General features: G+C 49.6%; 11 protein-coding genes. 1 reads left to right on the top strand and 10 read right to left on the bottom strand.

Annotated elements, in window-relative coordinates:
• Positions 1-133: 133 nt before the first annotated feature.
• The 4 genes from KDC22_RS01135 to KDC22_RS01120 form a co-directional block, all read right to left on the bottom strand.
• Positions 134-2,281, bottom strand: coding sequence for a pectate lyase family protein (locus KDC22_RS01135; protein WP_211721790.1), 2,148 nt, complete (start codon positions 2,279-2,281; stop codon positions 134-136).
• A 242-nt stretch (positions 2,282-2,523) separates the two neighbouring features.
• Complete coding sequence (gene ltrA / locus KDC22_RS01130; RefSeq protein WP_211720874.1) at positions 2,524-3,816, bottom strand: group II intron reverse transcriptase/maturase; 1,293 nt, start codon at positions 3,814-3,816, stop codon at positions 2,524-2,526.
• Positions 3,817-4,402: 586 nt separating this feature from the next.
• Entirely contained in the window at positions 4,403-4,798 is a 396-nt protein-coding gene (locus KDC22_RS01125; protein ID WP_211721789.1) for a DUF948 domain-containing protein, read from the bottom strand.
• Positions 4,799-4,901: 103 nt separating this feature from the next.
• On the bottom strand, positions 4,902-5,255 hold the full coding sequence (locus KDC22_RS01120) for a nitrous oxide-stimulated promoter family protein (protein WP_211721788.1): 354 nt from the start codon (positions 5,253-5,255) through the stop codon (positions 4,902-4,904).
• A gap of 625 nt (positions 5,256-5,880) precedes the next feature.
• On the opposite strand from KDC22_RS01120, the gene KDC22_RS01115 reads away from it, so the two are divergent.
• On the top strand, positions 5,881-6,498 hold the full coding sequence (locus KDC22_RS01115) for an Ltp family lipoprotein (protein ID WP_246553212.1): 618 nt from the start codon (positions 5,881-5,883) through the stop codon (positions 6,496-6,498).
• Between the two features lie 309 nt (positions 6,499-6,807).
• Here KDC22_RS01115 and KDC22_RS33935 read toward each other — a convergent pair whose 3' ends face one another.
• From KDC22_RS33935 to KDC22_RS01085, 6 genes are all read right to left on the bottom strand, one after another.
• Positions 6,808-7,671, bottom strand: coding sequence for an IS3 family transposase (locus KDC22_RS33935; RefSeq protein WP_211722503.1), 864 nt, complete (start codon positions 7,669-7,671; stop codon positions 6,808-6,810).
• Positions 7,668-8,000, bottom strand: a complete 333-nt coding sequence (locus KDC22_RS01105; RefSeq protein WP_173141375.1) for a transposase — start codon at positions 7,998-8,000, stop codon at positions 7,668-7,670. Before KDC22_RS01105 ends, KDC22_RS33935 begins: the two co-directional genes overlap by 4 nt.
• Positions 8,001-8,313: 313 nt before the next feature.
• On the bottom strand, positions 8,314-9,231 hold the full coding sequence (locus tag KDC22_RS01100; protein WP_246553210.1) for a VOC family protein: 918 nt from the start codon (positions 9,229-9,231) through the stop codon (positions 8,314-8,316).
• A gap of 96 nt (positions 9,232-9,327) precedes the next feature.
• Positions 9,328-9,993, bottom strand: a complete 666-nt coding sequence (locus KDC22_RS01095; RefSeq protein ID WP_173135501.1) for a zf-HC2 domain-containing protein — start codon at positions 9,991-9,993, stop codon at positions 9,328-9,330.
• Positions 9,990-10,484: an RNA polymerase sigma factor gene (locus KDC22_RS01090; RefSeq protein WP_211721786.1), complete on the bottom strand. Its 495-nt coding sequence runs from the start codon at positions 10,482-10,484 to the stop codon at positions 9,990-9,992. The genes KDC22_RS01095 and KDC22_RS01090 overlap by 4 nt, the downstream gene beginning before the upstream one ends.
• Positions 10,485-10,754: 270 nt before the next feature.
• Positions 10,755-15,227 (bottom strand): polysaccharide lyase family 8 super-sandwich domain-containing protein, encoded by a 4,473-nt coding sequence (locus KDC22_RS01085; protein WP_246553626.1) that lies wholly within the window; start codon positions 15,225-15,227, stop codon positions 10,755-10,757.
• Positions 15,228-15,294: the final 67 nt, after the last annotated feature.

Below are 15,294 nucleotides of genomic sequence, written 5' to 3'. Positions count from 1 at the left end.
TTCGTGTGGAGTAATATCCGTATAACCTATATTATAGCAAATAATAGTTATTGTAATACTAAACCGTAAAAGGCGACCCGTGCAGGCCGCCCTGGTTCAGACTCCCCATCTTGCTTTGAAGGAATCGCCTTTTTTATTCCACCACCATATAATACAAATTAGCCGTACTATCCTTACTAATCGTATGCGTCCCAGCCGCGAGCGAGATTGCAGCAATGCCATTCGTGATCGGATAGCTTGTCCCATCGACTTTGATCTTGTTCCCTTCTGAATTGAACACCAGCGTTAAGGTTGAGGCTTTGGCAGCGGTGAACTGGATGCTGGTGGCGCTCTCGATTTTCAGACATTGGGTTAGGGTCAGGCCGTTATATACCACAGTCCCCTTCGAAGTTGAGAGATTCCCTTGAATATTGAAAAAGTTACTCGCCAGCCCAGAGGCAGTAAAGTTATGAACCGCTGCTCCTACGGCAGGTGTTGCCGTTGGCACTGGCGTGGCTGTAGGCGCAGGTGTTGCCGTTGGCACCGGAGTTGCTGTTGGAACAGGTGTAGCCGTCGGCACTGCCGTTGCCGATGGAGTCGGAGTTGGCCCTACCGGGCTGGAATTGCCTCCGACAGACACCAGCCCCGAGGTATAGCTGCGGATGGCAGACATTAACGGCGCGTTCATTGCATAGGATGCGTCATCCACGGAATCATTGAATGTCCAACTGAAGTCCCCGCCGCCCAGACGTCCGGCTTTTGCCGTAACATTCTGTTCAACCGTGCTTACGCTATCCACCGCAGAGACATTCACTCCAGTATCTACAGTAGTATCGAAGTTGTTATACGCTGTTCCGCCCACTAGAGCTTTATACAGACCTGGAACGGGTTCACTTCTGGACGATGCTAAGTAAGCATCATGTGAAGTTGCATTCGCCGGAGCTGTTCCTGCACTGGAGTTGGCATAGATTATACTGGCCGCACCCACAATACTATTGTTATAGGCTTTGATCATCCCGCCATTCTCTCCTGAGAACGTGCCCTCACCCAGAGCATCCGTCCCTTGCAGGGAGCTCAGCATAGGATATTTAGCATTCCTGAACACATTGCCTTCCACAAAAGCCGAAGCTCCGGTAGTAACGCCGACCCCATACTTGGAGACTCCATCATAGAAGTTATTGTAGACATGGACCGAGGCCACTCGGATCCGCGGATGACGGGAGTCCGAATGATCGAACCAGTTATGGTGGAAGGTCACGAAGAATTCGGCAGACTCGCTAAGTCCTACCAGGGATGCTTTTCCAGAATCAAAGTAGTGGTTGTAGGAGAGAGTGATATACGTTGATCCCTTCTTGAGGTCCGTAGAACCGTCCCCCTTGGCCTGGTCTGCATCACTCCCTGCTGATCCGTAGAAAATATCGTTATTATGCACCCACACATTCGCATTGCCTGTATCCATTGATATGCCGTCGTCAGGGAACAACATCACGCCCAGGTTTCTTACCTCTACATTCCCGGTATATCTGAGCAGCATCCCCCAGCCATAAGCATAGGCATCCTTCCCGATTCCTTCGATCGTAATATTCATTTCGGTATAATTTGCTTTGCCTTTAAGCTCAAGATAGCCGCTGCTGTTCAGCTGTCCGCTCAGATCCGCAGCCGTCACTTTTCCGATGATCCGGATAGCCAGCGGCGTGGTGTCATAGCCTTTTTGTCTCAGCGTCAGAATCCCGCCAAGTCCAACCCCGGTCTGTACCGTACCCGAACTGCTTACTACTACGGGAAGCGTTACGGTCTGTGCATTCTGAGAGGTGATATACAGCACTTGCGCCCCGCTTCGGAGCGTCCCATTGTCATTATAAGCGCCGGAGCCTGTACCATAGGGTGATTGGGCCGAAAAAGCAAATCCCGACCGGTCATACGGCGCTACTCCCAGCGTCCCCGTAACCGCACTTGCCGTGCCCCCGCCTGACAATACGGCCTCCACCTTCATGACATAACTTCCGGCCGCAAGTCCCACGGCATCTGCTCTCCAGTAGGAAGCATACTTGCGGATCAATTCAGTATGAATCTGCTGATACTGGGAGTCCGCTGCACTTGCAGCCTTGACGTACACATTGTATCCTGTTGCATTGTTCACGGGTGACCACTCCACATATGCCGCTTCATCTCCGCCTCCGCTGCTGGTTATCGTAAGACCCGCAGCATGTACTACTGCACTTCCCCATCCGCCGGCGATCAGAGATAGTGTAAGCGAGAATATCAGCAGCATACTGGTAACCTTTGCAACTGTTCTTTTCATTTTATTGCCTCCCGAGGTTTTATTGGTTGCCCCCAGAGCATAGCAGATGTGAAAATAGTGCTTAAACAATCATTTGCTCATATCAGCAGCATCTATGCACTATTATGAGATAATGATTATTTTGCAGCGAGATGATTGCTCTAGAGTAAAGGGCTGGTACAACCCAGCCCCTCCTCATCAAACCGTACGTGAGGTTTTCCCTCATACGGCTTTCCGATGTTTGTCATTCATGGGCATGCAGATTACAATAGCGTTTTTAGTCCACACTTATTGACCATATACTTGACCTCCGGGAATGAACTCATCCATCTCCTCCGTTGTCTCTTCTTCGCATACCACCGCGTAAATCGCTGCAGGATATACCAATCCAGCTTGGCTAATCTCTTTTGGCTGTAGTTCGTGTAGTAATAATTTCTCCATCCCTGTATCTTTGGATTGAGCCATTCCACGTGTTCCACGAACGATTTCCAGCGCATGCCGGGCGGTGCTAATCGGTCTTTGACCACGCCTCGGATACGTTCCTCTGCCTTCTTCGTTAGCCACTGCTGGGTGGTATAGTACACCTTCCCTTGAGAAGTTTCTGCTTTCGTTTTTCGGTGGTGCATTCCTAAGAAGTCGAAGCCTTCGTCTCCTGTCCACAGACCTACAATGCGGGTTTTGGTCGGATGCAGCGTGAGTTCTAGACGTTCCATAATGGTGCGGATGAGTTCATACGCATGTTCTGCATCCTTTTTGGTTTTACAGACCACGACGAAGTCGTCTGCATACCTCGTCAGTTCTCCCAGTCCACTTCCGTGTTTTTCCCATAACCGGTCAAAGTAGTTCAAATAGATATTCGCCAGCAGTGGCGAGATGACACCACCTTGGGGTGTCCCTAGATCGGAGCGCCGTACCTTTCCTTCTTCCATTATTCCCGCATGAAGCCACTTCCGTATGAGCTTCAGAATCCGTCTGTCATTGATACGCATCTGTACCAATTTCATGAGTTTCTCTTGATTGATATGGTCGAAGTAACCTTGGATATCGACGTCGACTACCCAATTTCCTTTGCGGTTGCAGGCTTTCCGGATTCGCTCCAGCGCTCCTTTGGCACTTCGTTTTGGACGAAATCCGAAGGAGACTTCTTTAAAATCGGCTTCAAAGATGGGTTCAATCACCAGTTTGGTTGCCATTTGTAAGACACGGTCCCGTACGGTAGGGATGCCTAGCGGTCTTGGCTTCCCATCTTTCTTCGGGATATAGTGCCGCCGAACCGGCTGCGGATGGTAGCTGCCTTCTTTCAATTCTTGCTCACAGCTTTTGAGAAATCTCGTCACTCCTTGTTTCTCGATTTCAGCGAGCGTTACGGCATCCACTCCCGCAGCTCCCTTATTCGCTTTCACCCGTTTCCAGGCTTCGCATAGCACATCCCACCGGTAGACTTTGTCGTACAAGGCGTGGAATTTACGCTTGTTGTTCTCCTTGGCCGCATGACCTAGCTTTTCTTGGAGTTCTTGAACTTTTTCCTTGGGTGTCGTTAGCCGTTTGGCATTCACTCACTCGTACCTCCTCCAAAAGCGTAAACAAAGCAGGGCTCCTTCCCTCCCTAAGGTTATGTTGTCCTTAGGTTCTTCGGTACTACGAGCCCCTCGGACTCCCTTCCCACAGACGGTTCACTTCGTCTTCTGGACTTATAGAGCGCCTCTTTACGGGTTCCTAAAAAAAAATTCCGTGTGGGGGAGGGTCTCCCCAGTTCACTGCATTATCTTTCAATCCATGCCGTTCCCTATACGCCGGAGGGTTCTTCACTGTTGTTCCAAGTTCTGCACAGCTTCCTTGGCCTTCGTCCATAATAGCGGGACTCGGCTCCCTCTGTTCCCCTTTGCAGGGCCTTTTTGACGACGCGGCAGGATTCACTTGATGTTGCGGCCTGAATTGTTGCTCGCCCGGTCTCTGACCAGTACTTTTGTCGATGCGCTTTTACACACAGATTTCGCCATGTGCAAGCATCCTAGCTACAAAGGTAGCTTGGTCCCTCCTTTGGTTGGACTTTCACCAACTAGATAATGCGTGCCTCTGGGCACGCCTATCAAAAAAGACACCGGTCGCGGTGTCCTTCATTGATAAGCATGATAGATTGGGTTACTGAAATTTCGTATTGACACGAATAGAGCCGTTTTTACTTTTGACAGAGGCCGCAGGCTTCTCAGGCTCCTGTTTTAAGCTTTGACCTATATCCGAAGCATTCTTCTTGAATGACTCGGTCACGGTCTGAATGACTTCACCCACATTGTGCGCAGATTCAAAAATGGGATCTATCGTTTTGATTTTACCCTTCACATCCCTGGTCACCTGGTTCGCGGTATGAATAAGCTGTGTAGCTTCTCCCGTTAACCCGTGAATGGCATTCCTCACATCCCCCAGCGTCTTGTTGGTTTCTGCGAGGGTAGTCATTCCTTTGCGCAGCGTAAGAATCAGAAACACAACCAGACAGATAAAGGCAATCGCAGCAAAAGCAATACTAAGTTGGATAACCATGCAACACCTCCTGTAGTACCACTCTATGTCCAACGAATAGGTCTCATTCCTATTAGTTCTGCCAAGTCCCCTGACCTTACAAGCCGCAGCGGGAGTGCATCAGCTATCGGGATATTAATTTTTTTAACTTATCGGGCATTGGGATGTGCCTTATGGACTCAACCGGATGATATAGCAGCATCCACGGACCGGAATAACGCATAACCTCTTTAATTTTTTGGCGGTACACCGGCTTATAACAATGGATGGGGCACTTCGCACACGCTGTTTTCTCTTCACCAAACTTGCAGCGCGACAGTCTTTGCCCGGCGTACTCATTCAAGTCCTGACATTCCTCACATAGCGCTGCCCCGTGATGTTTTTTCTTACAATAGATGCGGATCATTTTGAAGACAATGTCTTGTTCTTTGCGGATTTTAGGGCCATCATTCAACTGCTGCTCTGATGCTCTACTCATATAATAAGGCCTCCATGACTTTTGGTGGGGCTGCTCGGGGGTTCCCACATGTCGTTCCAGGGCCACAACCTTGGGAGGGGGTGTGAAAAAAGAAATATTCAAGGTGCGGATCTTCCAAGTGCAGTTCACTATACGACCCATTCATTCGGAAAACGCTCCTGAACTTCATCCCATCGCATCTTAAACACCTCCGATTGAATATTTACAATAATTGAACTTACTCATCAAGATCTCTTCTTATGATAATACGGAAACATCCGATTAACAGGCAACCATAAAAGTTGATAATTCTTATTATTAGGCAGCTTGTCTACTGCTTCAACAGCCCTGTCACGTACTGTAAACGATCCGATGGGATAAAAGTCAGGAAACCGGCCCGTCTGCTCTGCAAGAAAGATAAACCAGATATGTTCATCGACCATTCGTCCGATCTTTCGAGAACAATGGGGTATCTTAGGTTGATCCTTCGTTACTTTGACCACATCACTCATTTTTCTTCCCCTTATAGTATAAAAGCCTAAAATTTTGTATTTCTGGTGCCGATAATAAAAAGGATATAGTAACATTGGCCTACTATCGGTAAAATGTCCTATGTCAAAATTAATAGATTATAGGGGGAACATAAGTGAAGAAGCCAGTATATAAAAAGTGGTGGTTTTGGGTTGTACTAATTATTGTCTTTGCAGGTATTGGTAACATGGGTAACGATAAAGACAAAGCGGCGTCCTCTGAGCCGGCAAAGACCGTAATGGCAGAGGCAACTATAGCTCCTACAGCAGCCCCGTCTGTATTGACTGAAGAAGAAAAGAAAGCCGCAGAGGAAGCAGCTATAAAGGCTGAAGCAGAGAAAAAAGAAAAAGAAGAAGCAGAAGCCAAAGCTAAAATCGAGGCTGAAGCTAAAGAAAAAGCTGAGGCCGAAGCCGCTGCAAAAGAGGCGAGTATTCCTAGAGAATATAAAGCGGCGTTAGGATCAGCACAGTCATATGCAGAGTCTATGCATATGTCTAAGGCAGGCATTTACGAGCAGTTGACTTCTGAATATGGAGAGAATTTCCCTAAAGAAGCTGCTAAATATGCAATTGATAACATTGTATATGATTGGAAAGAGAATGCACTACTATCAGCACAATCATATGCAGAAATGAACATGTCAGATAAGGAAATTTACAATCAGTTGATTTCAGAATATGGAGAAAGATTCACTAAGCAAGAGGCGCAATATGCAATAGATAATTTAAAATAGTATAAAAACTAATAAAAGCCCATAAGGGGCAAAGCCCCCTCAATTCTAGTACAGCGTCAGATTTAAATTAGTGGATGGAGCTCTATAAAGAGGTCCCCCCTTCAAGTGGCATTCCCAGATGAAGATGGGAGTTGTTCATTCGGGCGTTTGGCAAGGCGTAACGGACTGAGGCGCACTTATTCCGGATAAAAGTCACCCCTTGGGCAAAGGAACGGACCCCATGGAGCTTATTTTTGGAATTTCTACTCTTAAACCTCTCGTAGAGAGACGATAAGGTCCACTCTGGACCTTTGTCAAGAAAGTAGACGCTCACGCAACGGATTTTTCAGTACATTGCTTAGCAAAACGGATGGGTGAAAGATACCCTAGCGCGCCGTGCATTCGCTTACGGTTATAGTAAAATTCAATGTACTGGTAAATGGCTTGGTAAGCCTGCTCAGGCGTTTTAAAACGGGGGTTACAGTATATGAGTTCCTTCTTTAAGATACTGTGCCAAGACTCAATGCAGGCGTTATCGTAACAGTTTCCTTTGCGGCTCATGCTCGATTCCATCTGGTATGTCTTTAGCTGCTGGGTGTATTCAGTAGAAGTATACTGAGACCCTCGGTCCGAGTGGTGTAAGAGTCCCGCACCAGGCCGTTTGGCTGTATAGGCCGCCTGCAGGGCGTCCAGAACCAGGCTAGTCTCCATGTGGTTATACAACCGCCAGCCTACGATTTCACGCGTGCATAGATCCATGACACTGGCCAGGTACAAGCGACCTCCCCGGCAAGGGATATACGTAATGTCAGTCACCCATACCGTATTCGGTTTCAGTACTTTAAACTCTTGGTTCAGCGTGTTCGGTGCAATGGGATTGCTATGCTTAGAATCGGTGGTCTGTACGCGGTAGGGTTTAGATACCACCGAGCGTAGCTTCATTTGCCGCATATACACACTCACGGTACGTTCCGTGACGGTATAGCCTTCCTGGTGCAGCAACCGGGTGATTTTCGGACTCCCATACCGCATTTTGTGGTCGGCAAAATGGTACCGGATTCGCTCCTTCACCGCAGCCTTGTGGAGTTCTTGTGGACTGGGTTTGGCGCTCAGCCACTTGTAATACCCGCTCCTGGATACTTGTAGGGTTATGCACATCTTCTCCAAGCGATACTCGGAGCGATGGTCCTTCATGAACTGGAATCGGAGTTCCTTGGTCTGCTGAAGATGTGCACTGCTTTTTTTATGATAGCCAATTCTTCATCCCGGTCGGCAAGTTGATCTTGGTGTTCCTTGAGCTGACGCCGTGCTTCCTTCAGCTCTGCTTCGAGCTCCCTCACCCGATCCACACTCGCTACCGGTTCATTCTTAAGCTCTCGATATTGCCCCATCCACTGATGCAGTGTGCTTTTCGGGATGTCTAGCTCTTCCGCTAATTCACTGAAGCTCTTCGTCTGTTCTTGAATAAATTTCACAGTTTCCCTTTTAAACTCTTCGTTATATCGCTGACGCTGTTCTCCCATGTGAACACCTCCGTTACTTCTATTATCGGTCCGTACGTTAACGGTTGTCCACAGTCTATTCTAGTCGCACTCCGTCCGTTAAACCGCAAAACGTGGCGTTTTCCGGGGAATAGGGTCCCTCAGGTCCGTTAGGAGCAAACTCGGCCGGGCGGTGTAGTTCCGTGGTTGGAACCTCCGGGAATCAGCCCTATTCAAAGAATTAATTCTGTTACTCTACTAGTTGCAACGCATGTCAAAAAAGCGGTGAGGGTTTCTCATCGCTTTTGCTTTTATTATAATTGTTTTATCTGGCAGAGCTTAAGGGGCGGTGCTCTTACTCTCCCTCATAGGCCTGGCGCAATGCAGCAAGGTTGAACTTCTTCATCTTAAGAAAAGCCTTCGTCACACGCGCACGCTGCTCTGGTGTACCCTTCTTCATCATCTTGTCCATTCCGCCGGGCACGATCTGCCAGGATATCCCGTACTTATCTTTCAACCAGCCGCATTGCTCGGCTTCAGGGACCGCAGACAGCTTCTCCCAGAAGTAATCAATTTCCGCTTGCGACTCGCATTTCACCATGAAGGAGATAGCCTCATTGAAAGCGAATTCATGATTATGCGCACTATCCATGACGGTGAACCACTGATTCTCCAGCATGAAGTCAGCGAACATAATCGTTCCCTCCTGATCAGGCTCCATTCCTGCAGGGTAACGGGTCATAAGTCCTTGCCGGGAGGAATTGAATACGGATAAATAGAAGGACATCGCCTCTTCCGCCTTGCCGCAGTTCTCACCGACAAACAAAAATGACGGCACTATAGCAGGCCGTTCCTCATCTTCAGCATCCATAAGCATTAGCTGCCAGGACACACCATACTTATCCTGAATCCAGCCAAACCGCTTACTGAAAGGGTACTCTCCAAGAGGCATTAATGCTGTGCCCCCCTCGGATAACTTGTCCCATATCTCATCCATTTTCTCTACTGCATCCTTGTCGCGTGACGGGTCAAAATTAACGAAGAACGATACGGACGGATTCAGCTTGAAATACGGGCCTGCACTGATCGCCATGAACTTCTGCCCCCAAATCTCAAAAAAAACCTGATCGCAGTCGCCAGATGGCGTGTCACGAATAGTTGTTACACTCGTAACCCGGGAGTCCGGGAATACCGAGGCGTAAAAATGGGCTGCGGCTACCGCATCCTTGTCATACCAAATATGTGGGACGATGATCTGGTTTTTACTTGTCACAAACCATTCCTCCATTGCTGGCAAATTTATAATAAGAGTGTATCCCATCTGCTAGTTTTAAAACAATGAGTAATGAAAATAGTACCTTCATGATCTTCAGTCCCCTGCCGGCAGCGCCATTCCCTTTTTCCAGATTAGAATCGGCTGATCCGGTGAGCCGTAGTAGATGGACGTAATTTCCGTATCTTTACCATGATTCTTATAATAGGCCCTTAGATTTAGCGGATTAACGTACATCCCACTAATGACTGGAGTGTTTGTCTTATCCCTTTTGGATACGATAAGAGGATGAACGGGGGTTATATAGTAACTGCCATCATCCTTAAGAGTGTTCTTCACTTGAGCATAACCACCCCTGATTTGAATCTGAAAAGCAATCTCTCCATTTGATCTGGCTCTTATATCAAAAATCTTAATTTGGTCAGACGACACCGGTTGGATATTCCAGCGGAACAGAACCCAGTATCCAATAATTAGTATTCCGCATAAGGATGCAGCCACAATCATACCTCTGATAAAAGCGATCCACCGGGTACGGCTCCACCATTTTTTAATGTTTTGCAACCCGCTTCCCTCCAGTGTATTTAGTTCCTTCTCTTGAAGGGTCAAGTTCAGGCTGGATTGCATTTGCTCCAGAGCGGAACGGCAGTCTGCACAGACAGCAAGGTGTTCTTCCACCAGCTGCTTGGTGCTTTCACTGCAAATTTCATCATAATACAAGGGGAGGAGATCTTGAATAACATCACATGGGATTCTGGTCATCCATTATCCTCCTTCAACAGATTCTGTATCCTTGCCCGGGCCCGGTGATAGGTCACTCTTGCCCAGCTTTCCGTTCGCCCAAAAATTTGACTAATGTGGTCAAAGGACAATTCTCCAAATAACCTGAGCATAAAAACCTCCTTATACGGCTCACTTAAACTGTGCAGGACTTTATGAATGCGCAGAGATTCAGTCTGATCAATAAGACTTTGCTCCAGATTAACGCCATTTTCTTTTTCCTGGACAGCCATCCGTACGAACCTGCGCTGCGCATCCATATAGGAGAAATACGTGTTTTTCGCAATCTGGCACAGCCAAACACTCATTTTGCACTCCCCTCTAAATTGATCAATTTGCTTTAGCGCTTTAAAAAAGGTCTCCTGTGTGATTTCCTCGGCAATCTGCTCGTCTCTGCTCAAAGACAGCACAAACAGGTACACGTCGCGGAAATGTTGATTATAGACTCCTTCTAATTTATCTAAACCATCCAAGAGTTCACCACCTTCTATCCATACGACTAACTAAACATAAAAACGTTACAATAATTTTGATTTTTTGTACAAAAAAGAAAAACATCACGTCATCTTTGACGCATACTTAGAGTTGTCCGCAACCTGCTGAAGCAAGCCGCACATAACTAAAAATACAAAGCAGCGACCCCTTAATACCGGAATCGCTGCTTTGCTGTATTTTACTGTTTCCAATTATACGTTGGCAAGGTTTAGGATTCAATAATTCACTTACGGGACGGTCCTTTCTGCCTACTTCTTAGCCTCCAACATCCGCAGCAGAACCGTAACCGTCTCTGCCCGCGTTGCGGCATCTTTCGGGAAGAAGCTGTTGTTGCCTTTGCCTTGCATCAGTCCTGACTTCTTCATCTCGGCTGCCGCTCCAAGTGCCCACACTGGGATGTCACGGTCATCCGTGAATCCAGCGGAGCGGGCAACAGGAGCCAGTTGTAGTGCTCTCGCCAGCATAACAGCCATTTCCGCTCTGGTTACAGGCGCATCCGGGCGGAAGTTGCTGTTGTTATCCCCTTGGATGATTCCCAGAGCTACCGCCTGTGCAACGGATGCCTTGGCCCACGAACCGATCCGGTCACTGTCCTTGAAGGACAACGCTGCTTCTGGGTTCTGAAGCTTCAGCGCCTTCGCCAGCATCACCGTGAATTCTGCACGGGTCACGTTACGGTTAGGCTGGAAAGAGCCGTTCGGATAACCTGTAATGATGCCCTGCTTGACGGCTTCGCGGATACTGGACTCGGCCCAATGTCCGGCAATATCGGTGAAGGATGGACCGGGCACCGGAGTAGCCGGGGCTTGCGTGCCAGCGTCTGGCTTATTAGGCGTCCCAACAATAACCGGCGGTACGGGTACTGACGGAGTCACTGGCGCTTCTCCTCCGGGATCGCCGCCATTTCCGCCGCCCGAACGCTCGTTTACCGAAACGTTAATTCTGCCCGTAATGGACGGATACGCGCTCAAGACCGCCGTAACCGCCACTTCTCCAGGTGTGGACGGTGCCGTAAAGATCGCGCTGAACCGGCCGTTCGCGTCTGTTACGGCATGAGCAGGTTCAAGGCTGCCCGAGGAAGCCGCGAGTTCGACCTCCAGGCCGGAGACCGGAAGATTGTCGCCATCGTAGACGATCCCCCCAATGGATACGTTATCTCCGGTATTCACGGCAGACGGTGTCGCCTGAAGTTCAATGAGCACAGGGACTGGTATGGCCTTGCTTACCGTAACGGTAATCGTATTCGTCACGGAAGGACTGCCAGTCAGTACAGCCGTAATTACCACATCTCCGGCTGCGGACGGTGCCGTAAAGACCGTGCTGAATCGGCCGTGCTCATCCGTTACGGCAAAAGCAGGCTCGAAGCTGCCTGAGGCTGCCATAATCTCGACCCCAGCGCCCGCTAACGGAAGCTCTTCGCCGTCATAGACAGTTCCTGTAACGGAAATTTTGCCTCCAGCGGATACGGAGGACGGCGTGGCCTCCAGTTCAATCCGGGCAGATACAGGTACATCCTCTTTTTCTACAGACACGGTGATCGCCCCTGCCACGGATGGACTAGCCGGCAGGACGGCTGCAATGGAGACATCTCCAGGGACAGACGGTGCGGTAAAGACGGTGCTGAACCGGCCGTACACATCTGTAGTTACTTTTGCAGGTTCAAGGCTCCCTGCGGCGGCTGTGAGCTCAACCTCTACACCCGGAACCGGAAGTTCGCCGTCGCCGTACACGGTTCCCGTAACGGACATGCGGCCTCCCACTGTTACGGATGGCGTTGCCTCAAGCTCCATCCGGGCAGGAACGCTTTGCTGCGTCTCTGGTCCGAACACTTTGAATTCCCAGAGCGAGTATCCGTACTTGGATGCTCTCTGAGTTCCATACATCCGGACATATCTGGCATTCACCGGACCTACGGAGATCTCGTCAATTTCACCGTCTCCATTCGCGGTACTGTATACAGTCTTCCAGTCCTCCATGGTATCGGAGACTTCAATCCGGTATTCCTTCCCATAGGAGCTTTCCCAGTGCAGCATAACCTTGGAAATGAGCTGGCTAGCGCCAAGATCGACGTAAATCCACTGCGGGTCGGCATAGTTGGACCCCCAGCGGGTCGTCAATGAGCCGTCTACCGCATTCTCCACTGCCACGTCGGCGGCTTTGGATGAGCTTGCCTTTACCTGCATACCTTCAGCGAGATTAGGCGCCACCGCTTCAAATACGTTAAATTCAGCCAGTGAATAGCCGTCTCCGGTGCCCTGCTGAACGCCCTGCATCCGGACGAACCTGGCACTGACCTTACCGAAGGACAGCTCGTCGATTCCGCCGTCACCCATCGAGGTTGTGTAAACATCCTTCCAGGTGACCGCATCGTCCGATACTTGAATTTTATAGCTTTTCCCATAGGCCTTTTGCCAATTTAGCCTAACTTTATTGATCGTATATTGATCCTGCAGATCGACATAGATCCACTCGTTGTCCGAAGCACTGGAGCTCCAATAGGAGCTTCTGTACAGATCCGTAGCATTCGAGGCAAATTGCTTGCTCTCGCTGGAGGAAGCAGTCGCTCCTTTACTGTAAGCGAGATCGAATCCTCTGTCGTCGAGCGAGGTTCCCTCGTTCAGGGTCACGCTGCGGCCGGTGAACGTATCTTTGCCGAGTCTATAGGTGGTTGTCGTTTTGTCCCCATTCCGGTTCAGCGTCACGTTCACTGTAATTCCCGGGGTTTCAGGATTAGCCACCGAGATGCGGACAGGGTCCGCGGATTCATCGACGACCACCATCGAAGGTTTGTCTACGGTAACGGTCAGTCCTTCTCTTAGCGTCACCGTACCCGGCTGATAGAATAGCAATTCCGAAATGCCCAGCGAACGGTGCCGGACTGCCTGCACGGAAGCTGTATTCGCGAGAATACTTATCGGGCTTGCTTCTGCGTAGCTGCCAACCTCTCCGGCAGTTTTACCCGGCAGCACAATGTATTGATAGGAGGCATTGACCGGCTTCACGCCGTGATCCAGCCACATTGAGAACACTGGTTTAGTGATTGGCTCCGTTGAACTGCCAGTAACCACATCACTCCATTTCCCGGTCTTCGTCTCCTGCTTCACTTGGAAATCCGTCTTGTCCGGGAAAATATACCCGGTATGATCGTTATACGCCCAGCGCCCTTTAACCTGCGAGGTTCCGTCGTCAACGGCTTTGCCGTCTACAAGCACATCGCCTGCTGCCAGACTCTGGTTCAGCGTGGTATGGACTGGTGCAGCGTTCGTTGAAGTGATGCCTGCGCCCAGCGCTACCATTTCATCATCGAAAAAGAAATAGCCTTTTTTACCGCTGGTACTCAGCTTGTTGAAATCAAACGCAGTCGCTCCATAACGCTCATTGGTCACACCGCCTACAAAGGTCTTCGGGTTGTTGAAATTATTCTCCTTGGTGAATACGTAGGGAGCTGTTGTCCCTGGAACATGAGCCCAGTCCATCAGCGGGTACACGGTCCTGTACTCATCCCCGGTTCTCTGGATGGCCGTGGCGCCTTGCGAAGTCCAGTAGAGCAGGTTGTATCCGCTTGGATTAATCGTTCTCCATTCGCCGCCCTTGACCGTGCTGGAGGACATCTTGACTGTAATTCCGTAATCCTTCCGCATATGAGAGGAGACCAGGGTCTGCCATTGCGTCATATTGTTCGCATCCAGTCCATTGCCTGTGACTGTGCCAATACCCCGGATATTATTCAGGAATACGGCGAATTCATCCGCCCGCTTCGGATTAGCCGCCTGCATCCACTCCAGCGGATCTTCATAGAAGGTCAGCGCTGAGCTCTCATAATCCGGCCACTCCGGTCCGTTCATCCCCATGCCCAGATCGGCAACATCGCCTCTCACCAGGTATCTGGTCCCATCCAGCACATAAGAGGACAACGAGTCAATCGCCGCCTGGCTGTAGGCGAAGCTTGTGCCCGAGACTACATAGGCCCAGAAGGACATATCTCTGGCGAAGCTTCTTCCGTAACCCGTGGTATAATTCGTTTTCCCATGCATGAAAAAGGACATGTCAGACTGGATTCCCGTTAGCGTCTCCGTCACCGCCGAGAGCACGTTAAACGCCTCTACAGCGCTACGGACATTCTGGGCATCCTCCAGCAATAAGCCGCGGATCATATAATTCTGATTGTACCAGGACGAATTGGCCCCATCGATCGTATTCGGTTTGCTGTCTAACGTACCAACAATATTGGCAGCCTGTTCTGTAGTCAGATAGCCTTCACACAGCAGCGCAATTTTGCTAAGCCGCAGTTGTTTGCCGATGCCGGTCTCCCACCAGTTGGTTGAAGTCGGTTTTACCGTGAACCAATAGTCGAGCCCGTTCTGAATACCTTTCAGCAGGGCTTCATTATGATAGTAGGGACTCTTCGGGTCAGCAAAGGCCTGCGCCATCGACTGCATCCGGTCCAGCGCAAGGTAAGGCGACCATGCCCGCCCGTTGGCACTGGAGGCCGTACTGGTATAATCTACATCGCCCCAGCTTCCATTCGCCTTTTGACTAGATAAGTAGGCCCCGGCCTGTGATTTGAAGGTCCATTCGACCCGGCCGTTCGTTCCGTCGTTAATGATATCTTTGGAGATATAGAAGTCTACCACCCGCTGTTTCATCAGCTTCATTTCAGCCAGCTCTTGCGATGAGCCATCTGCCGACACAGGATATTGGAACCCGAGGGTCGAGATCATCAAACCAACCATAACGAAACATATCCATCTCTTGATCCTGCTTTGCGTATTAACAGTCATGTACACG

The sequence above is a fragment of the Paenibacillus tritici genome (assembly GCF_018207515.1).
Lineage (GTDB): Bacteria > Bacillota > Bacilli > Paenibacillales > Paenibacillaceae > Paenibacillus_AQ > Paenibacillus_AQ tritici.
The sequence above is the reverse complement of the archived record's forward strand: the minus strand, read 5'-3'. Positions and strand labels throughout refer to the sequence as shown.